Origin of the sequence: Rhodococcus sp. 14-1411-2a (assembly GCF_002259485.1) — a bacterium.
In the GTDB taxonomy this organism is placed as follows: Bacteria; Actinomycetota; Actinomycetes; order Mycobacteriales; family Mycobacteriaceae; genus Rhodococcoides.
The window spans coordinates 496,553-523,550 of sequence record NZ_NPGA01000015.1 but is presented as its reverse complement, the minus strand read 5'-3'; the positions used below and the strand labels follow the sequence as shown (position 1 = coordinate 523,550).

The window sequence follows — 26,998 nt, the reverse complement described above, 5'->3', positions numbered from 1 at the left end:
AGACCGTGCCGATCAGTCTGGTTTCCATCGTCCTCCCCGTGTACAACGGTTTGCCCGATCTGGACGAGCAGCTCGAGGCCATCGCCGCACAGGACTACACGGGCGATGTCGAGCTCATAATCAGCGACAACGGCTCGACCGATGGCCTGCGCGCACACCTCGAAGAACTGTCTCTGCCTCTGTCGATGCGTAGGGTCGACGCCTCCGCCAAGCGTGGAGTTTCGTACGCCAGAAACGTCGGAGTGAAAGCCGCACGCGGTGACGTCGTTGCCGTCGTCGACCATGACGACGTCGCTCATCCGACGTGGCTGACTGCGATGGTGCGTGCACTCGACAGCTTCGACGCCGTGGGCGGCGCACTCGAAATCGAATCCCTCAATTCGGCGGACGTGGCGGAGTGGCGAAATGTACCGCCACCCGGCGCTCTGTTTTCCACTGCCTATCTGCCGTACGCGCCGGGCAGCAACTTCGCAATGTGGCGTGAAGTTTTCGAGAAGGTCGGAGACTTCGACGAGGACCTCATCGGCGGTGCCGAGGACGTCGATTACTCGTGGAGGATTCAGCAAGCGGGATTGACGCTCGGACACGCCGCCGATGCGTTGGTCGCTTATCGCATCAGAACCACTGTCCGCAGATCGTTCGTCCAAGGCCGCGCCTACGGGCACACGTCCTACCAACTGTCGACGAAGCACCGTGCGGCGGGCTGCCCGCACCCGTCGTCGTTCGTCCGGATTCCCGTACATGCAGTGTCGATTCTTTATCTTGCGACAGTTCGCAATCCGTGGCTACCGAAGATGCTGAGACCGATGCCCGTCGGTCTGTGGGCCCACTACATCGGGATTCACTACGGCGCACTGCGGATTCGAGTCACGACGCTCGGCCGACGACAGCGACCGAGCGTCCGATGACCCGCGAGACCATCGACGCGATACGCGAGGAGACTCTCGCTGTCCTGCGGCCTCACGCAGCACCGGGAGATCGAGTGGCTCACCTGGACTTTCCGAATCATTACAACGTCGGCGACTCACTCATCTACGCCGGCGAGGTCGAGTATTTGAAGCGGTTGAACGTGCACGTCGACTACGTGTCGGATCCGTTCACTCACAACGATGCTCTTCTCGAGGAACGAATCGGTGACGGGACCCTGTTTCTGCAAGGCGGGGGAAATTTCGGTGACCGGTGGCCGATCGACCAGAAATTCCGTGAAGCGATCGTTGCGCGGTTTCCTCGCAACAAGATCGTCTGCCTCCCCCAGAGCATCGACTTTGCCGACACCGACGCCCTTACGCGGACCGCAGCCCTGTACGCACAGCACCCGGATCTGACCCTCATGCTGCGTGAAAAGCGTTCGTACGAGTTGGCGCTCGCCCATTTCCCGAACAACCGCGTCGAATACTGTCCGGACATGGCGTTCGGTGCCGACATCGCTCGAAGCGCCGAAGGCACTGCAGTGGACGTCGTGAAACTCCTGCGTGCCGATACGGAAAGCCTCGGCCACGCGGCGGTGAACATCGACGCCTCGTCCGTGCACTACGACTGGGGCCTACGCGGAACGGATCTGGCGATCTCGACGGCGGTGATGCTGCCGACTCTCATTGCGCAACGTTTTCCCAGAACGAATCGGCTGCTCTACCCCGCTCTTCTACGCTCGTACGAGCAAACAGCCAAGCTCAACCTTCGTGTGGCGCAACGCATTCTGAACCTTGCGCCCGTTGTCCTCACCGATCGACTGCACGCTGCCGTACTGGCCGCAATGATGGGCAAGCGTGTCGTGGCGATGGACAACGCGAACAAGAAGGTCTCCGGCATCTACGACGCCTACCTGCACCGCTTCGACAATGTCCACTACGCATCGAACTCCGACGAGGCTGCCGAGTTGGTTCGGCAGGCCGTGTCCGACTGTCGCGGGTGAACGCTGGTCGACACCGCGGGGAGGTCAGAAGGGGTAACGGCCCTCGGCCCAGGCGCGAGCGGCCGGAGGTGTCACCGCGTCGACAGGTTCCCCGTCGCGGAAGTACTGCGTGTGCAGAATCCGACCCTCTTCGACCGCGTCCTGCCACGCCTGAGTGGGGCCTTCGCCGAACCAGAGCCACGGGGTGATGTCGTCCATGATCACGACCGATTCTGCGGTAGCGAGCGCACGTAGATCGTCGAGGTCTGCGCGAGCACCCTCCACCGAGTGGTCTCCGTCGATGAAGATGACGTCGAACCGCATGTCCGGGTGTTCCTTCGCGTAGGCCGCGATGGTGGTGTGCGAGTCACCCTGAATCAGGGTGTGGCGGCCCGGAAAGTGTTCGTCGATATGGGCTTTCGCGGCGTCGCTGTAGGCATAGGCGGCCAGGTCGAAGGACACGACGGTCGTGTCGGGTGATGCGTCGAGGAACGCCCAACTCGAGAAACCGGCATTGAACCCGATCTCACAGATCAGCTTCGTACTCGGCCGTGCCGCAAGCGAAGACAAATATGCCTGCTCCGCCTCGTCGGCTCCCCGCTCGAAAGGTTCCCCAGCAGTGGCGGTTCGGTGCACCAATGCCTCGAGTTCCTGCAGACCCATTCACGTTCTCCTATCGTCTGATTCGGAGCGTAGTCAGCATCGGTGGGCGGCGCAGACGACGACGCCCCACTCGCAGATCACGCCACCACGGACCTGTTGGATCTTCCGTCACGGCGAGGGTCCCGTGAGCCTCGTTGTCCCCCCGGGACCCTCGGTCTACCGAGCGTGCTCGCTCAGTCGACGACAGAACGAACGATCTCGGCGATACGCTGCGCCGTAGCGTCGTCCACAGTCTCGAAATACCACGCCGCCGGCATCAATTGCCCGTCCGCACCACCGGCAGCGTGAAATGCCGCCTTCTCGGTGATGGCCAGATTCAATCGATCGTCGTTGCGCAGTGTCACAAGCGCCGGCGTGCTCGCCGACTTCGCATAGGCGGGCATTCCGTACCAGATCCGCGGCTTCAATGTCGGGGCCGCGGACACGATGATGTCGTGCACACGCTGCATGACCGAACGCCGCGGTTCGTCCATCTTCGAGATCTTCTCGATCACCTGAGTCAGGTTCTTCTCGTCCTTCGACGACATGTCATGTCCTCTCGTCAACCGATGTCGGGCATCGGCGGAATGAAGATGGCGCATTCCTGCGCCGCACCCCATCCGGACATGTCCTGAGCTGGTCAGGCCTCTCCTCGATGATTCACGTGGTTGCCACGTGGAAGCGCAGTCGGTGGCGCGTACCACCGCGGTAAGAATATCCGACACGCGGTCGTACTGCGCCACCGATTCGGCGGATTCGTCGATCAGACGTTGAAGCGGAACTCCACCACATCGCCGTCGGACATGACGTAGTCCTTGCCCTCGATGCGCACCTTGCCCGCAGCCTTGGCCGAGGCCATGGAACCCGCGGCGACGAGGTCGTCGAAGGAGACGATTTCGGCCTTGATGAAGCCGCGCTCGAAGTCGGTGTGAATGACGCCCGCTGCCTGCGGTGCGGTGTCACCACGATGAATTGTCCACGCGCGAGCCTCTTTCGGGCCTGCGGTGAGGTAGGTCTGCAGACCGAGAGTGTGGAAGCCGGCGCGGGCGAGGGCGTCGAGACCGGGCTCGGTCTGTCCGACGGATTCGAGCAGTTCCGCTGCCGATTCCTTGTCGAGTTCGAGCAACTCGGATTCGATCTTGGCGTCGAGGAACACGGCGTCGGCGGGAGCGACGAGGCGAGCGAGTTCGCCGATCTTCGCATCGTCGGTGAGCACCGACTCGTCGGCGTTGAAGACGTAGAGGAACGGCTTGGTGGTGAGCAGCTGGAATTCACCGAGCAGCTCGAAGTCCAGCTTCGCCTTGGCCGAGAACAGCGTCTTACCGTCGTTCAGTACAGCCTGTGCTGCCAGGGCCGCATCGAGTGCAGGCTTGCGATCCTTCTTGATCCGCACCTCTTTCTCGAGGCGCGGGATGGCCTTCTCCAGCGTCTGCAGATCGGCAATAGCGAGTTCGGTTTCGATGACCTCGATATCGGCGGTCGGGTCGACGCGACCGTCGACGTGCACCACGTCGTCGTCGGCGAAGACACGAACGACCTGGCAGATGGCGTCGGCTTCACGAATGTTGGCGAGGAACTTGTTGCCCAGTCCTGCGCCCTCGGACGCACCCTTGACGATGCCGGCGATGTCGACGAACGACACCAGCGCGGGCACGAGCTTCTCCGAACCGAACACCTCGGCCAGCTTCTCGAGCCGGGGATCCGGCAGCGCGACCACACCGACGTTGGGCTCGATGGTGGCGAACGGATAGTTCGCGGCCAGCACATCGTTGTTGGTCAGTGCATTGAAGAGGGTGGACTTGCCGACGTTGGGCAGTCCGACGATTCCGAGGGTGAGGCTCACGGTCTATGGAGTCTACTTTGACGACACCACCAGCTCGGACAGTGCCCGGCCAGCGACGAGGCCGGGCACCCTGGGCGGCGACACAACCACGTCAGCGCGGGCACGATCCGGATCGGACTCTCTGCCCACGCCCGCGATGCGAGAAACCTGAGCTACGTCGAGGTGAACTGTCGGGACCTAGTACGAGTTCGCGACGACCAGTGCAATGAAGGCGAAGTACAGAACTATGAGGACGACCAATATCCCCAGCGACAGCTTGCCGAAGAACCCGGCACGATTCGACGAATAGAGCGCGCCCTGAGCGTCCCCCATCATCCACAGCGGGTGCACCTTGAGTGCGTGATTGAAGGCCGGGATGGCCAACGGCCAGAAGAAGATGATGGCGACGACGGCCCATCCCGCATTGGACGACGGCAGAGTCGGTGCCTGCACATAGGACTGCGCTGCCGGATAGGGCTGCTGGAACTCCGACTGCTCGTACGGATTCGACACGATCATTTCCCCCGATTGTTCGATGACGGACAGCTAGTAGGACGCCGCACCGACGCGTCGGGTTCCATCGAAACGAATCCGGTCGATCTCGAGTTCAGGTGGTGATTGCCGAATTGGGGTCCCAGCTCGCCAGGATCGGCAGGATCTTGGCGGTGCTCGACCCGTCCTCGACCGTGTAGACGATGAGACTCTGCCCCGGCTCGCTGGGCGCGGTCAGAAACTCGATACCGAATTCGAGGGTCCCCGCCGCCGGATGCTGGATGATCTTTGTTGCACGCTCGAATTCTCGAACCTCGTGGTCGCTCCACCATTGCTCGAAACACGGCTCACTGGAACGCAATTCGTCGATCAACGCAGTGAGCACACCGTCCCCGGGTCGACGGGCGAGGTCGCGGCGCAGATTGGCGACCGCGGCGGCCGCGAACTGCGACCAGTTGACGATTCGCTCGCGGGCGATGGGATTGCGAAACAGATAGTCGAACAGCGATTCTCCAGCCGCCGACGGCAAACTCAGCACCGATCGAACCAATGCGTTGCTGGCCAGGATGGTGCCCGAACGCCCCAGTAACAGCACCGGAACGTGATCGAGCGTCCTCATCACCTGGAGCAATCCCGGATCCGGTCGCTCGGTGGCGTCATCGACGGATCCGGCGGGAGATGCAAGGTCGAGCAGATGAGCCGACTCCACCTCGTTCAACTTCAATGCCCGAGCGATCGCTCGCAGCACCTCGATCGAGACGTTCGCCTGCCGACCCTGTTCGAGCTTGCTGTAGTAGTCCGGGCTCACTCCGGCCATCGCAGCAAGTTCTTCCCGCCGCAGTCCAGGCACTCGTCGAGTACCGGGATACGTGCGCAGTCCGGCCTCGGTGGGGGTGATGCGGTCGCGCCGATCACGCAGAAACGCGCTGAGGGCGGACCTGTCGTTGCTCACGAATCCCACAGTAGCGACACCGATGGTTGCCAGCCTGGTCATGCCAGACCTAGGTCGAGTGACGCCTGGTTCGCCGTCTTCAGCGCCCGTAGACATGACGTCATGACTTCTTTTGCATCACAGCGACTTTCCGGACGGACCGCCGTCATCACCGGATCCACCAGCGGTATCGGTGCCGCAATCGCCTCGACTCTCGCCGCGCACGGAGCATCGATCGTCGTCAGCGGCCGCGACTCCGCGAAGGGTTCGGCGGTGGTCGATCGAATCTCCGCGGCCGGCGGCACCGCGAGTTTCGTGCCGGTGGACCTCTCCGGCAGCTACCAGGACATCCGCGGGTTCGCGGGCGTCGCTACCGCTGCACTCGGGGGCCGAGTCGACATTCTGATCAACAACGCCGGTATCTATCCGGCCACCGCGACGGCCGACCTTCCCGACGACCAACTCGACGCCATGCTCGCCGTCAACGTACGGGCCCCACACGTGCTGGTCGGTGAACTCGCACCGGCCATGGCCGAGCGTGGGAGCGGCGTCATCGTGAACATCGGATCGTGGATGGCCACGATGGGGAGCCCGTTCGCCGCGATGTACTCCGCAACCAAGGCCGCCGACGAACAACTCACGCGAAGTTGGGCCGCCGAGTTCGGTCCACGCGGCGTGCGGGTGAACGCCCTTGCACCCGGTGCGACGCTGACGCCGGGCAACGAGGATGCGCGGGAGGTGTTGGACGCCATGACAGCCGGAACGCCTGCAGGCACTGTCCTTTCGCCCCAGGACATCGCGAACGGTGTGTTGTTCTTGGTCTCCGACGACGCCGCGATGATGCACGGCACAACGCTCTATGTCGACGGCGGCATCTCGGTCACCCGCGGATGAACGCGCGCACCGAAGACCGCTACTGGGCTGGGGTCTTCAGCGCCGAGGTGGCCTCGGCCAACCGAGTGACGGCGTCCCAATCCTCCTGCGCGACGGCCGAACCCGGAGTGAGCCACGATCCCCCGACGCAGCCGACGTTCGGCAGGGCCAGGTACGTCGACGCATTGGCGGTCGAGATTCCACCCGTCGGGCAGAAGCGTGCGGCCGGGATCGGCGAGTGGATCGACTTCAGGAAGTTCGCCCCGCCCGACGCCTCGGCCGGGAAGAACTTGAGCTCGGTGTAGCCGGCTTCGAGGAGGGTGAGCACCTCGGACACCGTTGCAGCACCGGGCAAGTGGGGTAGCCCGGTGTCTCGCATGGCTTTGGTCAATCCCGAAGTGCAGCCCGGCGACACCAGGAACTGAGCGCCCGCATCTGCGGCCTGCTTGGCCTGGCCGGGAGTGATGATGGTGCCGGCACCGACGAGGATGTCGGGGACCTCGGCGGCGATGCGCTCGATGGCGTCGAGGGCCACCGGTGTCCGCAGGGTCAGCTCGATGACGGGCACTCCGCCCGCCACCAGGGCGCGGGCGATCGGAACGGCATGATCGAGGTTCTCGATGACGACGACGGGGATGACGGGGACGCGGTCGAGCAGAGATGCAGTCACGTTCTTACCTTCTTCTGGAGTTACGGGGCTCAGCGCATGACGAACATTGCACCCTCGTCGGCCGGGCCGACGAGCGCACGCATGCCCGAGAACAAGTCGCGACCGGTGCTGGACCACTCGTCCTTGTCCAAGGCTCGGCCGGTGACCGGCCGTGCCTCGAACTCGTCGAGCGGTACGTCGATCGACAGTGTGCCACCGAGGGAATCGAGAGTGATGATGTCACCGTCGAGAATTTTCGCGATCGGTCCCCCACTCGCGGCCTCGGGCGTGAGGTGAATTGCCGCAGCGACTTTGCCGGAGGCACCGGACATTCGGCCGTCCGTGATCAGCGCGACGGACCGTCCCTTGTCCTGCAGAATTCCGAGAGCCGGGGTGAGCTTGTGCAACTCGGGCATACCGTTGGCCTGCGGGCCCTGATAACGCAGCACGGCAACGAAGTCGCCGTCGAGTAGCCCTGCGTCGAATGCCTCGAGGAAGTCGGCTTGATCGTCGAACACTCGTGCCGGTCCGGTGACCACGCGATGTTCGGGTGCCAGTGCAGAAGTCTTGATGACGCACTTGCCGATCGCCCCGGTCAGCATCTTCAGTCCGCCGTCGGCGCTGAACGGCTCGTTCGCGCCTCGTAACACGGTGTCGTCGTGGCTCATCCGAGTACCGTCCTGCCACATAACCCCGTCGCCGTCGAGCTTCGGCTCTTGCGTGTAGCGCCGTAGACCCTGCCCGGCAACGGTTTTCACATCCTCGTGCATCAACCCGGCGTCGAGCAGAGACCCGATGACGAACCCGAGTCCACCGGCCGCGTGGAAGTGATTCACGTCGGCCTTGCCGTTCGGGTAGATCCGGGCCATCAGCGGCACGACGGCCGACAGATCCGACAGGTCCTGCCACGTCAGCGTGATTCCGGCGGCTTTGGCGATGGCGACGAGGTGCATCGTGTGGTTGGTCGAACCACCGGTGGCGAGCAACGCGACGCAGCCGTTGACGATCGACTTGACGTCGACGACCTCCCCCACCGGAGTGTAGTTGTCGCCCAACGACGTCAGACCGGTGACGACGTGCGCCGCCTCGCGGGTCAACGCGTCGCGCATCGCGGTTCCGGGGTTGACGAACGACGATCCCGGCAGGTGCAGGCCCATGACCTCCATGAGCAACTGATTGGAATTGGCCGTTCCGAAGAACGTGCAGGTGCCACTGCCGTGATACGACGCGGCCTCGGCGTCGAGCAGAGCCTCGCGCCCCACCTTGCCCTCGGCGTAGAGCTGGCGCGCTTTTGCCTTCTCCCCGTTGGGAAGTCCGGAGGTCATCGGCCCGGCGGGCACGAACACCGCAGGCAGATGACCGAAACTCAGTGCGCCGATGAGCATTCCGGGGACGATCTTGTCGCACACCCCGAGCATCAGGGTGGCGTCGAACATGTCGTGGGACAAAGCGATTGCGGTCGACATCGCGATGATGTCGCGGCTGAACAGCGAGAGCTGCATGCCGTCACGGCCCTGCGTGATGCCGTCGCACATGGCGGGAACTCCACCGGCGAACTGTGCGATGCCGCCGGCGTCGATGACCGACTTCTTCAGCACGGCGGGGTAGGTCTCGAACGGCTTGTGTGCCGAGAGCATGTCGTTGTAGGCGGAGACGATCGCGATGTTGGGCTTCACCATGCCGCGCAGGGCCTGTTTGTCGGCCTTGCCGGAGGCTGCAAAGCCGTGAGCGATATTGGCGCAGGCGAGGCGGCCACGGGCCGGGCCTCGATCCCCGGCCGATGCGATTCGCGCGAGGTAGGTGGTGCGGTCGGACTGGCTGCGGTCTGCGATGCGGTCGGTGACCTGACGCAGGACCGGATGGAGTGTGTCCATGAGTATCTCCGATGTTCGGTCTCTCATCACTCACTCTAAGGCCCATTAGGTCGATCGACAACCCAACTTATGCTTTTCAAAGTTATAAGTGGCACTTCTTAGGCTGTTGCCGTAAAAGTTGCCAGTTGGTTGAATGGCGTCTATGTCCATGCCGCGCCTGAGCGCTCCACCTGCGACGGCAGGTGAGGTTTTCGCTCTGATTCGCGACGGGGAAGCAGCTACTCGTGCCGAGCTCGGCCGAATCACCGGACTGTCGCGATCGGCCGTCGCCTCCCGCGTCGCCGCGCTCACCGAGCTCGGCCTGGTCATCGAAACCGAGGACACGCACTCCACCGGCGGTAGACCCCCGGCGAGACTGTCCTTCGACATCGACGCCGGTGTGGTGCTCGCCGCCGCGATCGGACGCAGCCGCTCCCAGCTGGGCGTGTTCACCCTCGGCGGCGAGTTGCTCGCGAGCGACACCGTCGATCAGGAAATCGGCGTCGGCCCGGACGAGCTGATGCCGCAGATCACCAAGCGCTTGCAGGCATTGCTCGACGAATCGCACCGGACCGACCACCGCATCCTCGGCGTCGGACTGTCCATCCCCGGCACCGCCGACACCGACCGAGGGTGCAGCCTGGACTCGCCGATCATGCACGGCTGGGACGGAGTGCCGCTGGCACCGTTCTTCGCCGACACCACGTCGGCTCCGGTATTTCTCGACAACGACGCCAACGCGATGGTGCTGGCCGAACGTCGAGACAATCGAGATCGCTTCCAGAACGCCCTACTCGTCAAGGCCTCGACCGGCCTCGGTGCCGGAATCGTCGCGGGCGGCGCATTGCAGCGCGGATCATTGGGCGCTGCAGGCGAATTCGGCCACACCAAGACCGCTGCCGCGGCAGGCGTCGCGTGCAGGTGCGGCGACAGCGGCTGCCTCGAAGCCATCGCGGGCGGCTGGGCTCTGGTGCGCGCACTCAACGAGCAGGGCCGCGAAGTGGGCCACGTTCGCGGCGTCGTCGATCTCGCGGTGAGCGGCGACCCCGAAGCACGCAGACTCATTCGCGACAGCGGACGCCACATCGGTGAAACCCTGGCCGGTGCCGTCAACCTACTCAACCCCGAGGTCCTGATCGTCGGCGGCGACATGGCGAACGCCTACGACATCTTCGTCGCCGGCCTCCGCGAGACCGTCTACGGAAACGCCACCGCGCTGGCCACCAAGGCCCTCACCATCCAGGCCACCACCCACGGTGACCTCTCCGGGGTGATCGGCAGTGCGGCGCTGGTGCTGGATCAGGTGCTCAGCGCCCGGGACGTCGACGACGCACTGGGCGGCTGACCGCGGGCATCGTCGCCGCGATTGCCGCTCGTCGCACTCCAGCGACCGCCGGGCGCACCGCGATGCGTCGATTCGAGGACGCACACCGGCGGCCCACATAGGGTGATCGCAGTCACACCTGCGATCCTGGAGACCCCACACATGTCACTGAAAGCGGCCGACGAACCACACGTCGAATTGCTGAAGACAGATCCCGACCTACCGCCGGTCGGCGTCGTCGAGTCACATCCGATGACCCCGATCAAGCGCCTGATGCTCGTCGCCATCGGCCTACTCGGCGGTGTTGCGTGGACGATCATCGCGATCGTCCGCGGAGAGAATCCCAACGCCGTCTGGTTCGTCATCGCCGCGGTGTGTACGTACATCTTCGCTTTTCGCTTCTACGCCAGGCTGATCGAACGAAAGATCGTCTTCCCACGCGACGACCGCGCCACTCCTGCCGAGATTCTGGAAAACGGCAAGGACTACATGCCGACGGACCGTCGGGTGCTGTTCGGCCACCACTTCGCCGCGATCGCCGGAGCAGGCCCGCTCGTCGGCCCCGTCCTCGCCGCTCAGATGGGCTACCTGCCCGGCACCATGTGGATCATCATCGGCGTCGTGTTCGCCGGTGCCGTACAGGATTTCCTGGTGCTGTGGATCTCGACGCGTCGCCACGGCCGCAGCCTCGGCCAGATGGCCCGCGACGAACTCGGAGTCGTCGGCGGCACCGCCGCGCTGATTGCAGTGTTCGTCATCATGATCATCCTCATCGCGGTCCTCGCACTGGTCGTCGTCAACGCTCTCGCCGAAAGCCCGTGGGGCGTCTTCTCCATCGCACTGACCATTCCGATCGCACTGTTCATGGGCGTCTACCTGCGCTTCCTGCGGCCGGGCAACGTCACCGAAGTCTCACTCATCGGCGTCGTCCTGCTGCTGCTCGCCATCGTCGCCGGCGGTTGGGTTGCCGAGACCGACTGGGGCACCGACTGGTTCACCCTCTCCAAGGTGACCGTCGCCTGGCTGCTGATCGGCTACGGCCTGCTCGCCTGCATCCTGCCGGTGTGGTTGCTGCTCGCCCCGCGCGACTACCTGTCGACGTTCATGAAGGTCGGCACCATCGCCTTGCTCGCCGTCGGCATCCTCATCGCGCGTCCCGAGATCCAGATGCCCGCAATGACGAGCTTCGCCACCGAGGGCAACGGCCCGGCGTTCGCAGGCTCGCTGTTCCCGTTCCTGTTCATCACCATCGCCTGCGGCGCGCTGTCGGGCTTCCACGCTCTGATCTCCTCCGGCACCACGCCGAAGCTGCTGGAGAAGGAAAAGCAGATGCGCATGATCGGCTACGGCGGCATGCTCACCGAGTCGTTCGTCGCCATCATGGCGCTCATCACCGCCTGTGTTCTCGATCAGCACATCTACTTCGCGTTGAATGCTCCTTCCACGCTGACCGGTGGCACCCCGGAAACTGCAGCGACGTACGTCAACGGATTGGGCCTCAGTGGCGGCGACATCACCCCGGCCGAATTGAGCCAGGCGGCAACCGATGTGGGTGAGGAAACGATCATCTCCCGCACCGGCGGCGCACCGACACTCGCGTTCGGCATGTCAGAGGTACTGCACCAGGTGTTCGGCGGCGAATCGCTCAAGTCGTTCTGGTATCACTTCGCGATCATGTTCGAGGCACTGTTCATCCTCACCACGGTCGACGCAGGCACCCGCGTCGCACGCTTCATGCTCTCCGACAGCATCGGCAACCTCCCCGGAGCCTCGGCCAAGAAGTTCAAGGATCCGTCGTGGCGCCCCGGCGCCTGGATCTGCTCGCTGATCGTCGTCGCAGCCTGGGGCGCAATCCTTCTCATGGGCGTCACCGATCCACTGGGCGGCATCAACACCCTGTTCCCGCTGTTCGGTATCGCCAACCAGCTCCTTGCCGCCATCGCGTTGACGGTGGTGATGGTCATCGTCGTCAAGCGCGGCCTCTACAAGTGGGCGTGGATTCCCGGGGTTCCGCTGGCGTGGGACCTGATCGTCACCATGACCGCGTCGTACCAGAAGATCTTCTCCTCCGTCCCGGCCATCGGCTACTGGACGCAGCATTCCCAGTTCCGCGACGCCAAGGCGCAGGGCCTGAGCGAGTTCGGCAGCGCCAAGACCCCCGAGGCCATCGACGCCGTCATCCGCAACACCTTCATTCAGGGCATGCTGTCGATCATCTTCGCGGTACTGGTCCTGGTCGTCGTGTTCGCCGGAGTATGGGTGTGCATCAAGGCAGTTCGAGGAGACAACCTGCCCGACAACGAGGAGCCCGAGGTGCCGTCGAAGATCTTCGGCCCCACCGGCTTCGTGCTCACCCCGGCCGAGAAGAAGATCCAGGCCGAATGGGACGAGCTGATCGAGGCGGGCACCGTCCGTCGCCCCGGATCGGCGCACTAGATGCGCGGGCTGTGGTGGTGGATCACCTCGGTGATGGGCGATCACGATTACGACCGCTACGTCGCCCATCTGGCCCGCCACCATCCGGATCAGGAACCGCCCACCGTGCGGCAGTACTGGAAGGACAGGCACGCGGAGGCGGACCGGAACCCAGGAGCTCGATGCTGCTGACACGGTGATGTCCGATTTCCGCTAGCACCGAAGCGTCCGCGCTGACACAGTAGGTGCATGAGCAGTGAACGGCAGGTGCAAGAACTGGACTTCGATCGGTGTTATCGCGCGGTCTCCTCGCGTGACGCACGGTTCGACGGCCAGTTCTTCACCGCCGTCTCCACCACCGGCATCTACTGCCGACCCTCCTGCCCGGCCCGCACACCCAAGCCGGGCAACGTCTCGTTTCTCGCCACCGCAGCGGCGGCGCAACAATCCGGCTACCGAGCCTGCCGCCGCTGCCAGCCCGACGCCACCCCCGGTTCCCCACGCTGGAACATCCACTCGGACCTCAGTTCTCGGGCCATGCGGCTGATCTCCGACGGAGCCGTCGAACGCGGTGGCGTCGACGGCCTCGCCAGCACCCTCGGCTACTCGACTCGGCAGCTGACCCGCGTGCTCACGGCCGAGGTCGGTGCAGGCCCGCTCGCGCTGGCCCGCGCGCACCGCGCCCACACCGCCCGCACGCTCATTCAGACCACCGACATGTCGATGGCCGACATCGCCTTCGCGGCCGGCTTCTCCAGCGTCCGGCAGTTCAACGACACCGTCAAGGAAGTCTTCGCCGTCGACCCGTCGACGTTGCGTCGAGAAGCGCACCGCACTGCCGTACCGACCGCGGGCGGAACCGTCACCCTGCGCTTGCCGTACCGCCCGCCACTCGACCGCGGCTGGATCGAGTGGTTCCTGCGGGGCCACGTGGTCGAGGGCATCGAATCGTTCTCCGAGGACGGCGAATACGTGCGATCTCTGAGCCTGCCGCACGCCGCCGGGCTCGTGGCACTACGGGTGATGGACGGATTCGTCAGCGCCGCAGTGACATTGCAGGACATGCGCGATCTGACTCCTGCCGTCGCCCGCATCCGACACCTCCTCGATCTCGATGCCGATCCACTCGCCGTCGACGACGCACTGAGCGCAGACCCTCAGTTGGCACCGAGCGTCGACGCCCACCCGGGCATCCGCGCCCTGGGAGTGGTCGACGGCGCAGAGATGTTGCTGCGCACAGTGATCGGACAACAGATCTCGTTGAAGGCCGCGGCCACCCACACCGCCCGACTCGTCGACGCTCTCGGTGCACCACTCGATCTCGGCAACGACACCGTCACCAGACTGTTTCCCGAACCTGCCGTCATCGCCGAACGAGGCCACGAGGTACTCACCGGACCTGCCGCCCGGGTCCAGACCGTCATCCGCGTCGCCGACGCCATCACGTCGGGAACCGTCGTGCTCCATCCTGCGCGAGAAGGGCCGGAACTGGAGCGAGAACTGCTCGCGCTCAAAGGAATCGGACCCTGGACCGCCCGATACGTCGTGATGCGGCTGCTCGGCGATCCCGATGTTCTGCTCGATACCGATCTCGTCGTCCGCCAAGGCGCAGAGGCTTTGGACGTTTCGTTGAAGAATTCGCAGCGCTGGGCACCGTGGCGTTCGTACGTCTCGATGCACCTGTGGATCACCGCATTGGAAAGAAGACAGCAATGACTGCCACCGCCGCCACCCAGGACACCCCGATAGGCCCGTTCACCACCATCGTCGACGCCGATCAGCGCGTCCTGGCATCCGGGTGGACCGCCGATGTCGAAGAACTCCGCGTCCTGATCCACCCGACGATGCGCCCCGACAGCGTGCGCACGGCGGCCGATCTCGGCGATGTGACGCGCGCCGTCGAGAGCTATCACCGCGGTGAGCTGACCGTCATCGACTCCGTTGCCGTCGCGCAACGATCCGGCGAATTTCTCATGCACGCCTGGGGAGTTCTGCGCACTGTCGAACCCGGTGCGCCGGTGACCTACTCCGAGTTCGCAGAACTGTCGGGTAGACCGGCAGCCATCCGTGGTGCTGCGTCGGCATGCGCGCGCAATGCGGCTGCACTGTTCGTGCCGTGCCATCGGGTGGTTCGAATCGGCGGGGCCCTCGGCGGTTTTCGCTGGGGCCTGCCCGTCAAGGAATGGCTGTTGGCACACGAGGCGGCCTGAAAGGCCTCGCCTTGGACGGCGGTGACATACAGCTGGGCATACCGAGACGTTATGGTTCTTCACGATCCGCCATCCGCCGAATGTGAGGAAGCCACAGTGACCGAATCGGCAGTGCCCGGCAGTCCGTCGAAGTCCACGACGTCCGGCAGCGATCGTGGTGACCTCATCGGGGTCGGCGGTATGTGGCTGGCCAAGTGGTCGCTGATCCTCATTGCGATCGCAGCCGGGGCGTGGGTGTTGGGCTGGCTGATCGGGCAGTTCTGGGTGATCCTGCTGCCGGTCCTGCTCGCCGTCATCGTCGCGACGGTACTGTGGCCGCCGGCCAAACTGATGATGCGTCTGGGATTTCCTCCCGCCCTCGCCGCGTCGGTATCGCTCGTGGTGTTCTTCGTCGTCATCGGCGGCATCATCACTCTGATCGTTCCGTCGGTCGCCGAGCAGGCACCGGAGCTGGTAGACCAGGCATCGGGCGGTATCGCACAGGTACAGGACTGGTTGAAGGGGCCGCCGCTGAACATCGGCGACGACCAGATCGACTCGGCCGTGTCGGCGATCGTGTCGCGGCTACAGGACAGCGGGGAGGTCATCGCCACCGGCGTGTTCACCGGCGTATCCGCCGCCGGCTCGCTGTTGGTCACTCTGGCGTTGGTGTTGGTGTTGACGTTCTTCTTCGTCAAGGACGGACCGAAGTTTCTGCCGTGGTTGCACGGGTTCTCCGGTGGCCGCGCCGGAACCCATCTGGGCGAGGTGCTCTCACGGATGTGGGCGACCCTCGGCGGATTCATCCGAACTCAGGCCATCGTCAGTTTCATCGATGCATTCTTCATCGGTCTCGGCCTGGTCATTCTCGGCGTTCCGCTGGCGCTGGTGCTGGCGACCCTGACGTTCATCGGTGGCTTCATTCCGATCGTCGGAGCGTTCGTCGCCGGCGCACTCGCTGTGCTGGTGGCCCTGGTTGCGAACGGGCTGACCACTGCACTGATCGTGCTCGCCATCATCGTCGCGGTACAGCAGTTGGAAGGCAATGTGCTGCAGCCGATCCTGCAGAGCCGCAGCATGAACCTGCATCCGGCGATCGTGCTGCTCGCCGTGACGGCAGGCAGCTCACTGTTCGGCATCATCGGCGCGTTCCTGGCCGTCCCGGCTGCGGCGGTTGCGGCCGTGCTGATCCGGTACCTGTCCGAGCAGATCGATGCGCGCTCGAACGAACCGGACCAGGACGAGCTAGAGGACAAAATCCCGCCGCCCGACGGGTTGACCGAGGAGCAGGCCGGCCTCGACGAGGAGAAGAACTCCGACAAGAAGGACTCGGGTCAGGAAGCCACTACCTGAAGCGTGGATCCGGTGCGCTCCCGCTTGACGTAGAGGCGACTGGGAATGCGCTGACGCATCTCGTCGACGTGACTGACGACGCCGACGACGCGTCCACCCGCACGTAGTTCGTCGAGAACCGCCATCACCGATTCGAGGGTGTCGGCGTCGAGCGTGCCGAATCCTTCGTCGATGAACATGGTGTCGAGGACGACACCACCGGATTCGGCAGCCACGACATCGGCGAGGCCCAACGCGAGCGAGAGCGACGCGAGAAATGCCTCACCGCCCGACAGTGTCTTGGCCGAGCGCACCACACCGGTGTAGTCGTCCCTGATGTCCAGTCCGAGACCGCCCCGTTTGCCGCGGACGCCTGCCTCGTCGGAGTGCACGAATTCGTATCGTCCCGAAGACATTCGACGCAGCCGCGCGGATGCGGACTCGGCGACATCCTCGAGTCGAGACGCGAGGACGTACGAGCGCAACGACATCTTGCGTGCATTCTGTCCCCGGCCTGCCACCACGTCCGCCAAGTTGGCGAGCTCGTCGAATTCCGCACGTTGCGGCGCGATGGCCTGGGCCGCGGTGAACAATTCGGCGATCAACCGTTCCAGATCGTCTGCGCGCCTTCGACATTCCGCCACCGCCGCAGCGGCGACCCTGACCTCGTCGTCCATCTCGGCGCACGCCTGCTCCAGCGGGACCAGATCCACCGGCGGCCGACCGGCCACGTCCACGATGGTGGGGTCGCGCAGCACGTGCTCGGCATGCGCACGCGTCTCCTCGGCGGTACGCAGCTCGGTCTCGATCTGCTCGACGCGGTTTGCGGTCAGCACTGCCCCGGCCGCGGCGTCGACGGACTCGAAGTTCGACGCCTCCACCCGACGGTCCAGTTCTGCTGCCAGCGCATCGGCCCGCGCAGTGGCGTCGAGCCAGGCGATACGCGCTTCCTGAATTCGCCGGGCACCGTCGATCAGCGCTTCTCGCTCCGCGATTCGGTCGGCCAGCGACGCGCCCTCGTCCACTTCCTCGGCCACCGACGCACGCATCTGCGTCAGCGATTCCTCGGTGGCCGCGATGCGCTCGTCCACGGCACTCCGCGAGGCAACCAGGTCGTGGAGCGTGACCGTCAGCGCGTCCGACTCGCTCCGCAGGCGATCGAGCTCAGCGGTTGCCGGTTCGACATCGGCGGCACGCGCACGCGCGTCCTGCACTGCGGTGGTCGCGGCATCGAGCGTCTGGGCCGACTCCGCAGCGGATGCCCCACCGGTGCGGTCGTGCAGCAGATCCACGTCCCGTTGAGCTCGAGCGACAACCGCCACCGCCTGATCGAGCACGGCAGCGGCCTTGCGTTCTGCGGCAGCGGCCTTGTCTTCCTGTGCCTTGGTCACCGTCGACGTCGACGCTGCAGCGGGATACGGGTGCACCTCCGATCCGCACACGACGCACGGCTCGCCCGCCTCCAGACGGGCCGCCAGCTCGGCGGCCATCCCGTCGAGGCGTCGCTCACGGAGATCGAGCAGGTGCTCCCGGGCGGTGTTGTGCGCTGCCCGGGCGCTGTCGCGGGCACGTTCGGCCTCGGCCAGAGTCGCACGTGTGCGTACCAGTTCGAGAGCCGACTCGGCTGCCGCGCGGGCCCGACTGCAGCGCTCCTCGAGGCCCGGCAACTCCGCCACAGCCGAGGCGGCTCGTGCCATCCGCGATTCGACCGCTGCGATCTTCTCGGGCATCGAGGCCTGCGATTGCACGGTGCGTTCGATTGCCGCTGCGGTAGTGCGTTGCTGCGCACGATATTCGACGAGGGTGCCGTCGAGTCGGTCGGCCTCGCGGGCGAGACCGAGCAGCGACTGCAACCGGGCGACGTCGGTGGTCCAGTCACGCACGAACTGTGCAACGACCGTGCGCTCGTCCGACGGATCCGCGGGCTCGGGTGGCCAGTGCAACGCAGCGTGAAAGCGTCGACCCTCCGCCGTTGCCGGCAGCGCACGCTCCGCCGCCGCGAGTGAGGAGGTCGCGGCCTCGGTCGTCCGGCGGGCGAGACGGAGGTCTGCGGCAGTGGCCGCGATCGGTCCGGCGGCCGCGGAATCGGCGAGCTCGGTTCTGCGCGCAGCTCGCGCCGTCTCGCCCTCCCGATACTGCACGAGCTGCGCCTCGGCGAGAGCCCGACGACGCTGCAGATCGAGAACGGTGGTGGCCTTCGTCAGAGCTGTCGACGCACGCCGAGCTGCCGCGTCGATCAGCACCGCCCGACCTTGCGCGAGAGTCCGATTCTGCCGGGCATCGGCCAGGACGTCGGCCGCCCACTCGAGCGGGTCCGGCTGCTCGCCGTCCTCGCCCGCGGGCTCGGGTATCCCCGATGCCTGCGACACCCGGCCGAGCATGATGTCGATGGCGTGGTGAGCGTCCGCGAGTTCGGCGGCCAGCTCCCGGCGGCGCTGCGCGAACCACTCTTCGACATCACCGAATCGGCCTGTGTCGAAGAGCCTTTCGAGCAGATTGCCGCGTTCGTCGCTGTCGGCTCGGAGGAATCGCGCGAACTCACCCTGCGGCAACAGCACCACCTGGAAGAACTGGTCGGCACTCATTCCGAGCAGCGCGTTGACGGCGTCACCGATCTCGTTGAGCCGGGTGAGGTTCTGCCCGCGGCCGTCGAGCCAGGTGAGACTGGCTTTGGCGTGCTGCTTGGTGGTGCCCGTGCTGCGGAGCTTGGGCCGCAGGAACTCCGGACTGCGCACTATTCTGATGCGTCGCCCAGCGAGTGTCGCCTCCAACGTGACCTGTGGCACCGCGCCTTTGGCTGCGTGATCGGACAGCAGTCGCTTGCCTTCACGACGAGCTCCGGGCACTGTTCCGTACAGCGCGAACGCCACGGCGTCGAGCACCGTCGTCTTGCCTGCTCCGGTCTGCCCGTGCAACAGGAAGAGCCCGTCGGCTCCCAGTGCGTCGAAGTCCACCGTCTCGGTGCCCGCGAAGGGGCCGAAGGCGGTGATCTCGAGTGAATGCAGTCTCATGCAGCACCGCGGTCGGCGGTGGTGGCCGTCCCGCGGATGGCCTCGGTCTCGCGATGCACGGAGGCCAGCGCGCGAGCCAGGAGCGCGGACTCCGCTGCTGTCGGCACGCTGCGCATGTCCGTCACGAACGAGGTGGCGATGTCGAGATCGCTACGGCCACGCACACGGTCGCGGTAACGAAGCTCGCCGGATCCCTCCGGGCGACGCCATTCCAAGTGGATCGCGTGCGGAAAACGCTGCTGCAACAAGCGCATTGCGTCGACCGGGCGTACCTCGTCGGTGAGCACGGCGGAGACGTAATGATCTTCGAGCTCGCAATACGCTGCGTCCGTTGTCAATTGCTCGACCGTGCCTTCGATGCGGGCGAGTCCGCGTACCACCGGCAGGTCGACTCGCTCGACGGTGCCGAGCCCGTTCGCGTCGAGATCGAGAATCCATACCGCCTTGCGATGCGACCGCTCACCGAAGGAATAGGGCAGAGGGGAACCGGAGTACCGCACTCGATCGGTGAGGGTCTGGGGCGAATGCAGGTGCCCGAGCGCCACGTAGTCGACCCCGTCGAACGCCGACGCAGGCGCAGTTTCGATACCGCCGGAGGAAATCGACCGCTCCGAGCCGGTCGCCTCACCGCCGACGATGAACGCGTGCGCGAGTACGACCGAGCGATGATGTTGTCCCGCTTCGTTTCTCGTCGCGAGATCACCCCGGATCCGATCCATGGCAGCGCTGAGCACCTCCGCGTGCGTCCGCGCGGTGGGAACGTCGAGCTCGGCCCGCGTCGTCTCGGGCTCGAGGTAGGGAATGCCGTAGAACGCAACGGAGCCGTGCTCGTCCTCGATGACGACCGGGGTGGCGACGTCGCCCACCCGCGTCATCAGATGCAGCCCTCCCGCCGAGGCGAACGCGGCACCCGCGCCCAGCCGAGCGGGTGAATCGTGGTTTCCCGACGTCGCGACGATCACCGCGCCTGCCGCTCTGATCGCCTCGAGTCCGCGGTTGCAGACCAGGACGGCATCGGCACTGGGAACAGCGCGGTCGTAGATATCGCCCGGCACCACCACCACATCGATCGATTGCGCCGCAACCAGTTCCGCGATGGACTCCAGCACAGCGCCCTGATCGGCCAACAGGTCGACACCGTGAAAGGTGCGACCGATGTGCCAGTCCGAGGTGTGCAGAATTCTCATGCGTTCGACGCTATCGGGAACCACCGACAAACTCCTCGAGGCGCCTCGGCCTGTCGGACGTGAGCTGCGGTGCATGCCGTCGCGAACCGAAGTTGTCGGTGCCGTCCTGCATCATCTGGTCCATGAACATTCTCACCGCGTTCGGCCTGCTCGTCGCTCTCGGTATCGGGGCGGTCGTCGGCTGGTTGTTGCACGCCTCGCGGGTGGGCGACCGTGCCGTTCGAGCCGAAGCCCAGCTGGCCGCGCTCCGCGAGCACGAGGGCATGCTTCGGCAGTCGTTGAGTGCGGTCAACGAGGATTCCGCGCGACGCAATTCGACCGTGATCGGCCAGCAGGTCTCACACCTGGTCGAGCCGCTGCACGACGCCGTCGATGCGCTCTCCGAGCACGTGCGCCAGGTCGAGCACAATCGCATTCGGGCGTACGCGGGATTGTCCGAGCAGGTCACCGGGATGCATCGAGCGTCGATGCATCTGTCCACCCAGACCGGTCAGCTGGTCACGGCATTGCGTGCACCGCAGATCCGGGGCCGGTGGGGCGAGATCCAGCTCGAGCGGGTCGTCGAACTCGCGGGCATGGTCAAGCACTGCGATTTCGACACGCAGGTGAGCAAGGACGGCATCCGACCCGACATGATCGTGCGTCTCGCCGGCGGTCGACAGATCGTCGTCGACGCCAAAGTGCCGTTCGCGGCGTACCTCGATGCCGCCCAGGACGAGGATCCCGCCGCGCGGGAGAAGAATCTGCGACGCCACGCCAAGCAACTGCGCACTCACATCGACCAGCTGGCCGACAAGGCGTACTGGCAGGCGTTCGAGCCGACGCCGGAGTTCGTTGTGCTGTTCGTTCCCGGCGACCCGTTTCTCGACGCGGCCCTGACCTCGGACACCGGCCTGCTCGAGTACGCCTTCGGCAGGAACGTGATCCTGGCCACCCCGACCACCCTGGTCGCGTTACTACGAACCGTTGCCTACACGTGGAAGCAGGAGTCGCTGGCGGAGGACGCTGCGCACATCCAGCAACTGGGACGCGAGCTGTACACGCGAATCGGTGTCGTCTCGACACACCTGGACAAGCTCGGTGCCCACCTCGGCAAGGCCGTGGAATCCTTCAATTCCACCGTCGGGTCCGTCGATACCCGGGTGAGCGTGACGGCGAGAAAGCTGCACGAGCTCGAGCTGTTCGACGCCGATCCGGTGGACATCGCCCGAGTGGACGAGCGACCCAAACTGTCCGATTCGTCCCGCTACCGGCACGACTTCGGTCATGTCAGCGATGCAGTGGGCTGAACAACGGCTAACCTCGGGGGGTGTCTACCTCCCAACGTGCCCGCTCCGGGGTACCGCTGGATCACCGATCCATCCTCGCGACCCTGCCCGGCGTTCCCGCATGGGGTGCCGTCGCGATCGCCGCGGGACTGACCTTTCTCGGATTCCTGATCGATGCCGCACGCGGTACCGAGCTGACCGGTGCGTTCGCGTTCATGTACGTCCTCGGCTGCATCGCCGGCGTCCTTCTCGTCCGCTTCCGCGGACTGTTCACCGCGATGGTGCAAGCCCCGCTGATCCTGTTCGTGGCCGTGCCGCTGTCGTACCAGTACTTCACCGACAACGCAGGCACCAGCCTCAAGGACATCATCCTCAACGTTGCCATTCCACTGGTCAACCGGTTTCCGTTGATGTTGCTCGGCACCCTGGTCGCCGTCGGACTCGGAGTGCTTCGCATCGTGCTCAAACGGCAGAACACGCATGCCCCCACCCTTCGGCGAAGCCAGAAGGCCGAGGGCACTGTGCGACGCAGCCCGAAGCCCAGCGATGACAAGCCCACCAGAGCACAGCGTCGGGCACAGGAAGAGCGCCCCGAACGCTCCCGCAGGCGAGCAGCCGCAGCCGATCGCAGCACCGATTCCGCGGCCGAGGCAACCGACATCGTGCCCGGGCCGTACGTCGGTCGCAGAAGCACCGATCCTCGCCCGCGTTCGACCCCTCGCACCGGCTCTCGTGCTGCGGCAGATCCCACCGTGAGCCCCCGGCGATCGTCTACCCCGACCTCGGCACCGCAGACTCGATACTCCGCCGAGGCCCCGCGTCAGGACCACAAGCCAGAGCACCAGAAGCCTGAATACCCACGAACGCAGTATCCGCAGGCAGAGTCTCGTCGAGCGCAGTCCCGTGAAGCACGTGATGCACAGCGGCCGCAACCGTCCGAGTCGCTTTTTGCGCCGGAGCCTCGCTACTCGGCAGAGCCGCGGTATTCGACCGAACCTCGTCGCGAGCGATCGACTCGGGTCAACGCTCCGCGGGAGGCTGCCGATCCGTACGGCTCCGGAGCTCGGCCGGTCGTGACTCCTCGGACGAGCGCCCCCGCTGCCACCGACTACACCGCCGGAAACGGCCAGGGCAGCCATTCTCTGCCTGACCCGCGCCGGGACGACATTCCCCCGCACCCGGTGCCGAAGGTTCGCTACCGCGACCGTCACAGCGACTAGTTCGAACGAGAAACGCCCCGTACAGGAATTCCTGTACGGGGCGTGAACTCTTTTCCCGCTGCTAGCGGGCTGGGCGCAGCTCACGAGGCAGGGAGAACACCAGGGTCTCGTTGGCAGTGGTGACCGGCTGTACGTCGGCGTAGCCGTGCTCCGCGAACAGTTCGATGACGCCCTGCACCAGGATCTCCGGTACGGATGCACCCGAGGTGATGCCGATCGTCTCGACCCCGTCGAGCCAGGCCAGGTCGATCTCCTTGGCGTAGTCGACGAGGTAGCTCGCCCGCGCACCCGCGCCCAGTGCGACCTCGACCAACCGCACCGAGTTAGAGGAGTTCTTCGAACCGACGACGATCACCAGATCGCATTCCGGTGCCATCGCCTTCACCGCGACCTGACGGTTCTGCGTGGCATAGCAGATGTCGTCGCTCGGCGGGTCCTGGAGCGTCGGGAAGCGCTCGCGCAGCTTGGCGACCGTCATCATGGTCTCGTCGACGCTCAGTGTGGTCTGGGACAGCCAGATGACCTTGCTCTCGTCACGGACGGTGACGTTGGCGACCGAGTCGGGGCCGTCCACCAGCTGAATGTGCTCGGGTGCCTCGCCCGCGGTGCCCTCGACCTCCTCGTGGCCCTCGTGGCCGATGAGCAGGATGTCGTAGTCGTCGCGAGCGAAGCGCTTGGCTTCCTGGTGCACCTTGGTCACCAACGGGCAGGTGGCGTCGATCGTGCGCAGGTTCCGCTCGGCCGCGGACGTGTGCACGGCGGGCGAGACGCCGTGTGCGGAGAACACGAGCAGCGATCCCTCGGGCACCTCGTCGGTCTCTTCCACGAACACCGCACCGCGATCGGACAACGTCTCGACCACGTGCTTGTTGTGCACGATCTCCTTGCGCACGTACACCGGCGCACCGTGCTGCTCCAGCGCTTTCTCGACGGTCTCGACCGCACGATCGACACCAGCGCAGTAGCCCCGCGGCTCCGCGAGCAGCACTCGCTTACCCCCGGCGTACGAGGACTTACCCGTACCGGCGGACTGTGCAATACCAAGATTCAGAGGAACAGCCGAAGACATACCTCCCAGGATACGTGCACCGAGCTCGCCTGCCTCGTTTCCATGTCCTCCGGCCCCGGCTGCAACGGGTCCTACAGCCTGTCGGCTACCCAAAGTTCACCGTTTCGGGCAGTCTGGTGGGCATGACTCGAGTCCCCTTTGCAGCGCGTGTGGCTGCAGGCGTCGCCGTGACCGTCGTGGAAGAGGCTCGCAAGCTTCCCGGTTCCGCTCTGATGCTGCCGATGACGGTCGTCAGCGAAGCGCTGGCCCGCGGGATGCGATTTCAGCAGCAGGTGACGGCGTTGGCCATCAAGGGCGATCTGATCATCGCGAGCTTGCCGGTGATCGGGACCCCCACCGAGGAGCAGCCCTCCTGGGCCAGCTTCGACGAGGACGAAGACGACGTGTTCGACGCCCCGGTCGTCACCGATGACGTCGATGTGCCCGACGCCCCCGTGGCCGAGCCGGTCGCGGCGAACGGCCGCTTCGCCTTGTACTCGACGCCTCCGCTGGACGAGCCGGTGCAGGACACCTCGGCCAAGCGCGCGCCCTCTGCGGACAAGCCCGAGATCGTCGAGATGATCGACTTCGACACCCTCGCCCTTGCCCAGCTGCGCGCACGCCTGCGCACGCTCTCGATCGAGGACCTCGAAACTCTGCTGGACTACGAGAACGACACGCTCGCCCGCGCACCGTTCCAGACCATGTTGGCCAACCGCATCACCACCGCCAAGGCCAAGTGAGCACTCCCTCAACGCAGTCCGGTCCGACCCAGCCAGGCTCGAGCACCGCCGAACAGCCATGGCCGGTGCGTACCGTCGCCATGAAGGTGGCGGGCTGGATCGACAAGCTCGGCTCCATCTGGGTGGAGGGCCAGCTCACGCAGATCAACGCGCGTCCCGGCACGAGGACGGCGTTTCTGACGCTGCGTGATCCGTCGGCCGACATGTCGTTGTCGGTGACGTGCTCGCCGCAACTGCTCGACCGCTCTCCGGTTCCGTTGACCGAGGGTGCGCGAGTCATCCTCTACGGCAAGCTGTCGTTCTTCACCGGCCGCGGAACCATTTCGTTGCGCGCCACGGACATTCGCGCGGTGGGCGTCGGCGAACTGTTGGCCCGCATCGAGCGGCTCAGAGCGCTGCTCGCCGCAGAGGGGTTGTTCGACCCACGCCTCAAGCGCCCGTTGCCGTTTCTGCCGGGCACCATCGGCCTGATCACTGCGCGCGCCAGCGCAGCCGAGAAGGACGTGCTCACCGTCGCGCAGAGGCGTTGGCCCGCGGTGCGATTCGAGGTTCGCAACACTCCGGTCCAGGGGCCACAGTCGGTGCCGGCGATTCTGGATGCGCTGAAAGATCTGGACGACGACCCCAGCGTCGATGTCATCATCCTCGCCCGCGGCGGCGGAAGCGTCGAGGATCTGCTGCCGTTCTCGGACGAAGCCCTGTGCCGCGCCATCTCGCGCGCCACCACGCCGATCGTCAGTGCCATCGGCCACGAGCCCGACAGCCCACTGAGCGATCACGTCGCGGACCTGCGCGCCGCAACTCCCACCGATGCCGCCAAACTCGTGGTGCCCGACGCCGTCGCCGAACAAGCTCTGGTCTCGGAGCTGAAGTCGAGAAGTGCTGCAGCGCTACGCAATTGGGTCGAGCGCGAGGCACGCGGCCTGGACATGCTCCGACACCGGCCGGTACTGGCGGACCCATTGGCCTCGCTCGAGCAACGCCGCGAGGAGGTTCGACGTCTGCTGGAGGCGGCGCGACGCGACGTGCAACGCGAACTCACCACCCAGGACACGCTCGTCGAGCATCTGCGGGCAAGGCTGTCGACGCTGGGGCCTGCTGCCACACTTGCTCGTGGCTATGCCGTCGTACAGCGGGTGGTTGCGGGTTCGGATCCCGAGGTTCTGCGTTCGGTCGAGGACGCGCCACCGGGTACACAGATCAGAGTGCGAGTGGCCGACGGTGCCGTCACCGCCGCAGTCATGGGGCGAGTCAAATGACAGAAGGAGTACGTATGAGCGAGAACGAAGACAAGCCGGTATCGGAACTGGGCTACGAAGAGGCCAGGGACGAACTGGTGGGCGTGGTGAAGATCCTCGAGCAGGGCGGGCTCGATCTCGACGCCTCCCTGGCCCTGTGGGAGCGCGGAGAGCAGCTGGCCACCCGCTGTGAGGAGCAGCTCGCCGGAGCCCGCAAGCGGATCGAGACCGCGCTCGCGAGCACCGAGAAGGACAGCTAGGGCTCCAGCGGTTCGGCGACCTCTAGGGCCTCGGCGAGCGTGGTGAAGTCTGCGTCGTTCGCGGTACCGCCCAGCAGGATTCGCACATCGCCGAAGTCCGAGACCCAGTACTTCCGCGAACCTTCCTCGCCGTAGACGACCCAATCTCGACCCGACACGTTCTGCGCGCCCGACGCGTACACCGTCTCGTCGCCGGCCACGAAGGGGACCAACACTTCCTCGACGGCGCTGGTCTGGGTCAGCTGCAGATACGCACCCGATCCGGTGATGTACCCGACAGTCGACACCGGTCCCCCGTTGTCGCCGGAGATCGTCGGACGACTGCCCGAGTTGGGCGTCCAATCCTCCGGAACAGCCGGATTACGCACCGGAAAGCCGATTTCCGACGCGTCGTACTGCAACGCGGTGTCCACGTCGAAGTTGGGGATGGGCCCCTGCTGGGGCCCGCCGGGGCTCAGCGAGCACTGACTGGCGATGCCCGCAATCAACAAACACGCGATGACCAGCGGAATGAGCGACCACACCATGTCGCGACTGTTGTTGAGAATCCGAGGTTTGCTGTTCGCCACCCCACCAGTATCCCCTCTGCGCAGCAGTGCTCGGTCGGCGC

25 protein-coding genes are annotated in these 26,998 nt (G+C 65.4%); 14 read left to right on the top strand and 11 right to left on the bottom strand.

The window, feature by feature from the left end:
* Positions 1–5 precede the first annotated feature (5 nt).
* Both CH291_RS16175 and CH291_RS16170 read left to right on the top strand, forming a co-directional pair.
* Positions 6–908 (top strand): glycosyltransferase family 2 protein, encoded by a 903-nt coding sequence (locus tag CH291_RS16175; protein ID WP_094688011.1) that lies wholly within the window; start codon positions 6–8, stop codon positions 906–908.
* On the top strand, positions 905–1,912 hold the full coding sequence (locus tag CH291_RS16170; protein ID WP_094688010.1) for a polysaccharide pyruvyl transferase family protein: 1,008 nt from the start codon (positions 905–907) through the stop codon (positions 1,910–1,912). Before CH291_RS16175 ends, CH291_RS16170 begins: the two co-directional genes overlap by 4 nt.
* Positions 1,913–1,936: 24 nt before the next feature.
* Here CH291_RS16170 and CH291_RS16165 read toward each other — a convergent pair whose 3' ends face one another.
* From CH291_RS16165 to CH291_RS16145, 5 genes are all read right to left on the bottom strand, one after another.
* Complete coding sequence (locus CH291_RS16165) at positions 1,937–2,554, bottom strand: class I SAM-dependent methyltransferase (RefSeq protein ID WP_094688009.1); 618 nt, start codon at positions 2,552–2,554, stop codon at positions 1,937–1,939.
* A 173-nt stretch (positions 2,555–2,727) separates the two neighbouring features.
* A complete protein-coding gene (locus tag CH291_RS16160; RefSeq protein WP_094688008.1) occupies positions 2,728–3,081 on the bottom strand; it encodes a DUF1801 domain-containing protein in 354 nt (117 codons plus the stop codon).
* A gap of 215 nt (positions 3,082–3,296) precedes the next feature.
* Positions 3,297–4,376 carry a redox-regulated ATPase YchF gene (gene ychF, locus CH291_RS16155; protein ID WP_032386277.1) on the bottom strand — a complete coding sequence of 360 codons (1,080 nt, stop codon included), beginning with the start codon at positions 4,374–4,376 and terminating at the stop codon, positions 3,297–3,299.
* A gap of 177 nt (positions 4,377–4,553) precedes the next feature.
* The gene (locus tag CH291_RS16150) at positions 4,554–4,874 is read right to left on the bottom strand and encodes a CD225/dispanin family protein (protein ID WP_094688007.1); all 321 of its coding nucleotides are present in this window, start codon (positions 4,872–4,874) and stop codon (positions 4,554–4,556) included.
* Positions 4,875–4,962: 88 nt separating this feature from the next.
* The gene (locus CH291_RS16145) at positions 4,963–5,799 is read right to left on the bottom strand and encodes a helix-turn-helix domain-containing protein (RefSeq protein ID WP_094688106.1); all 837 of its coding nucleotides are present in this window, start codon (positions 5,797–5,799) and stop codon (positions 4,963–4,965) included.
* Positions 5,800–5,901: 102 nt separating this feature from the next.
* Here CH291_RS16145 and CH291_RS16140 point away from each other — a divergent pair, with 102 nt between their 5' ends.
* Positions 5,902–6,672 carry an SDR family NAD(P)-dependent oxidoreductase gene (locus CH291_RS16140; protein WP_094688006.1) on the top strand — a complete coding sequence of 257 codons (771 nt, stop codon included), beginning with the start codon at positions 5,902–5,904 and terminating at the stop codon, positions 6,670–6,672.
* Between the two features lie 19 nt (positions 6,673–6,691).
* On the opposite strand, the gene eda is transcribed toward CH291_RS16140, so the two are convergent.
* A complete protein-coding gene (gene eda / locus CH291_RS16135; RefSeq protein WP_068052890.1) occupies positions 6,692–7,321 on the bottom strand; it encodes a bifunctional 4-hydroxy-2-oxoglutarate aldolase/2-dehydro-3-deoxy-phosphogluconate aldolase in 630 nt (209 codons plus the stop codon).
* 29 nt (positions 7,322–7,350) lie between these two features.
* Positions 7,351–9,174, bottom strand: coding sequence for a phosphogluconate dehydratase (gene edd / locus CH291_RS16130; protein ID WP_094688105.1), 1,824 nt, complete (start codon positions 9,172–9,174; stop codon positions 7,351–7,353).
* A gap of 142 nt (positions 9,175–9,316) precedes the next feature.
* Between edd and CH291_RS16125 the strand changes: the two genes are divergently transcribed.
* The 6 genes from CH291_RS16125 (at position 9,317) to CH291_RS16100 (ending at position 16,434) form a co-directional block, all read left to right on the top strand.
* Positions 9,317–10,498, top strand: coding sequence for an ROK family transcriptional regulator (locus CH291_RS16125; protein ID WP_094688005.1), 1,182 nt, complete (start codon positions 9,317–9,319; stop codon positions 10,496–10,498).
* Positions 10,499–10,639: 141 nt separating this feature from the next.
* Positions 10,640–12,913 carry a carbon starvation CstA family protein gene (locus CH291_RS16120; RefSeq protein WP_094688104.1) on the top strand — a complete coding sequence of 758 codons (2,274 nt, stop codon included), beginning with the start codon at positions 10,640–10,642 and terminating at the stop codon, positions 12,911–12,913.
* Positions 12,914–13,084 (top strand): YbdD/YjiX family protein, encoded by a 171-nt coding sequence (locus CH291_RS16115; protein WP_094641195.1) that lies wholly within the window; start codon positions 12,914–12,916, stop codon positions 13,082–13,084.
* Between the two features lie 57 nt (positions 13,085–13,141).
* The gene (locus tag CH291_RS16110; protein ID WP_094688004.1) at positions 13,142–14,608 is read left to right on the top strand and encodes a DNA-3-methyladenine glycosylase 2 family protein; all 1,467 of its coding nucleotides are present in this window, start codon (positions 13,142–13,144) and stop codon (positions 14,606–14,608) included.
* Positions 14,605–15,102, top strand: a complete 498-nt coding sequence (locus CH291_RS16105) for a methylated-DNA--[protein]-cysteine S-methyltransferase (RefSeq protein ID WP_094688003.1) — start codon at positions 14,605–14,607, stop codon at positions 15,100–15,102. Before CH291_RS16110 ends, CH291_RS16105 begins: the two co-directional genes overlap by 4 nt.
* Before the next feature lie 51 nt (positions 15,103–15,153).
* Positions 15,154–16,434 carry an AI-2E family transporter gene (locus CH291_RS16100; RefSeq protein WP_082898946.1) on the top strand — a complete coding sequence of 427 codons (1,281 nt, stop codon included), beginning with the start codon at positions 15,154–15,156 and terminating at the stop codon, positions 16,432–16,434.
* On the opposite strand, the gene CH291_RS16095 is transcribed toward CH291_RS16100, so the two are convergent.
* Both CH291_RS16095 and CH291_RS16090 read right to left on the bottom strand, forming a co-directional pair.
* The gene (locus tag CH291_RS16095) at positions 16,416–19,424 is read right to left on the bottom strand and encodes an AAA family ATPase (protein WP_094688002.1); all 3,009 of its coding nucleotides are present in this window, start codon (positions 19,422–19,424) and stop codon (positions 16,416–16,418) included. The genes CH291_RS16100 and CH291_RS16095 overlap by 19 nt on opposite strands.
* Positions 19,421–20,611, bottom strand: coding sequence for an exonuclease SbcCD subunit D (locus tag CH291_RS16090; protein WP_068052873.1), 1,191 nt, complete (start codon positions 20,609–20,611; stop codon positions 19,421–19,423). The genes CH291_RS16095 and CH291_RS16090 overlap by 4 nt, the downstream gene beginning before the upstream one ends.
* A 122-nt stretch (positions 20,612–20,733) precedes the next feature.
* Here CH291_RS16090 and CH291_RS16085 point away from each other — a divergent pair, with 122 nt between their 5' ends.
* Both CH291_RS16085 and CH291_RS16080 read left to right on the top strand, forming a co-directional pair.
* Positions 20,734–21,900: a DNA recombination protein RmuC gene (locus CH291_RS16085; protein ID WP_094688001.1), complete on the top strand. Its 1,167-nt coding sequence runs from the start codon at positions 20,734–20,736 to the stop codon at positions 21,898–21,900.
* Between the two features lie 20 nt (positions 21,901–21,920).
* Entirely contained in the window at positions 21,921–23,099 is a 1,179-nt protein-coding gene (locus CH291_RS16080; RefSeq protein WP_179276568.1) for a DUF6542 domain-containing protein, read from the top strand.
* Between the two features lie 61 nt (positions 23,100–23,160).
* Here the strand turns inward: CH291_RS16080 and CH291_RS16075 are convergent, their stop codons facing one another.
* Positions 23,161–24,168: a 4-hydroxy-3-methylbut-2-enyl diphosphate reductase gene (locus tag CH291_RS16075; protein WP_068052876.1), complete on the bottom strand. Its 1,008-nt coding sequence runs from the start codon at positions 24,166–24,168 to the stop codon at positions 23,161–23,163.
* Between the two features lie 122 nt (positions 24,169–24,290).
* Here CH291_RS16075 and CH291_RS16070 point away from each other — a divergent pair, with 122 nt between their 5' ends.
* Genes CH291_RS16070 through CH291_RS16060 form a run of 3 tightly spaced genes read left to right on the top strand, consistent with a single transcriptional unit; the run spans position 24,291 to position 26,388 of the window.
* A complete protein-coding gene (locus tag CH291_RS16070) occupies positions 24,291–24,890 on the top strand; it encodes a lipid droplet-associated protein (RefSeq protein WP_068052864.1) in 600 nt (199 codons plus the stop codon).
* Entirely contained in the window at positions 24,887–26,149 is a 1,263-nt protein-coding gene (gene xseA, locus CH291_RS16065) for an exodeoxyribonuclease VII large subunit (protein ID WP_068052861.1), read from the top strand. The genes CH291_RS16070 and xseA overlap by 4 nt, the downstream gene beginning before the upstream one ends.
* A gap of 14 nt (positions 26,150–26,163) precedes the next feature.
* A complete protein-coding gene (locus tag CH291_RS16060; RefSeq protein ID WP_068052858.1) occupies positions 26,164–26,388 on the top strand; it encodes an exodeoxyribonuclease VII small subunit in 225 nt (74 codons plus the stop codon).
* Here CH291_RS16060 and CH291_RS16055 read toward each other — a convergent pair.
* On the bottom strand, positions 26,385–26,957 hold the full coding sequence (locus CH291_RS16055) for a DUF4245 domain-containing protein (protein WP_094641183.1): 573 nt from the start codon (positions 26,955–26,957) through the stop codon (positions 26,385–26,387). The genes CH291_RS16060 and CH291_RS16055 overlap by 4 nt on opposite strands.
* Between the last annotated feature and the right edge of the window lie 41 nt (positions 26,958–26,998).

Bases quoted from the DNA above. Each gene is read 5' to 3' on its own strand.
- CH291_RS16170 (WP_094688010.1), top strand. From the start codon at position 905: ATGACCCGCGAGACCATCGACGCGATACGCGAGGAGACTCTCGCTGTC.
- CH291_RS16165 (WP_094688009.1), bottom strand. From the start codon at position 2,554: ATGGGTCTGCAGGAACTCGAGGCATTGGTGCACCGAACCGCCACTGCT.
- CH291_RS16160 (WP_094688008.1), bottom strand. From the start codon at position 3,081: ATGTCGTCGAAGGACGAGAAGAACCTGACTCAGGTGATCGAGAAGATC.
- CH291_RS16150 (WP_094688007.1), bottom strand. From the start codon at position 4,874: ATGATCGTGTCGAATCCGTACGAGCAGTCGGAGTTCCAGCAGCCCTAT.
- CH291_RS16140 (WP_094688006.1), top strand. From the start codon at position 5,902: ATGACTTCTTTTGCATCACAGCGACTTTCCGGACGGACCGCCGTCATC.
- edd (WP_094688105.1), bottom strand. From the start codon at position 9,174: ATGGACACACTCCATCCGGTCCTGCGTCAGGTCACCGACCGCATCGCA.
- CH291_RS16125 (WP_094688005.1), top strand. From the start codon at position 9,317: ATGTCCATGCCGCGCCTGAGCGCTCCACCTGCGACGGCAGGTGAGGTT.
- CH291_RS16120 (WP_094688104.1), top strand. From the start codon at position 10,640: ATGTCACTGAAAGCGGCCGACGAACCACACGTCGAATTGCTGAAGACA.
- CH291_RS16115 (WP_094641195.1), top strand. From the start codon at position 12,914: ATGCGCGGGCTGTGGTGGTGGATCACCTCGGTGATGGGCGATCACGAT.
- CH291_RS16110 (WP_094688004.1), top strand. From the start codon at position 13,142: ATGAGCAGTGAACGGCAGGTGCAAGAACTGGACTTCGATCGGTGTTAT.
- CH291_RS16105 (WP_094688003.1), top strand. From the start codon at position 14,605: ATGACTGCCACCGCCGCCACCCAGGACACCCCGATAGGCCCGTTCACC.
- CH291_RS16100 (WP_082898946.1), top strand. From the start codon at position 15,154: ATGGTTCTTCACGATCCGCCATCCGCCGAATGTGAGGAAGCCACAGTG.
- CH291_RS16095 (WP_094688002.1), bottom strand. From the start codon at position 19,424: ATGAGACTGCATTCACTCGAGATCACCGCCTTCGGCCCCTTCGCGGGC.
- CH291_RS16090 (WP_068052873.1), bottom strand. From the start codon at position 20,611: ATGAGAATTCTGCACACCTCGGACTGGCACATCGGTCGCACCTTTCAC.
- CH291_RS16085 (WP_094688001.1), top strand. From the start codon at position 20,734: ATGAACATTCTCACCGCGTTCGGCCTGCTCGTCGCTCTCGGTATCGGG.
- CH291_RS16075 (WP_068052876.1), bottom strand. From the start codon at position 24,168: ATGTCTTCGGCTGTTCCTCTGAATCTTGGTATTGCACAGTCCGCCGGT.
- CH291_RS16070 (WP_068052864.1), top strand. From the start codon at position 24,291: ATGACTCGAGTCCCCTTTGCAGCGCGTGTGGCTGCAGGCGTCGCCGTG.
- CH291_RS16060 (WP_068052858.1), top strand. From the start codon at position 26,164: ATGAGCGAGAACGAAGACAAGCCGGTATCGGAACTGGGCTACGAAGAG.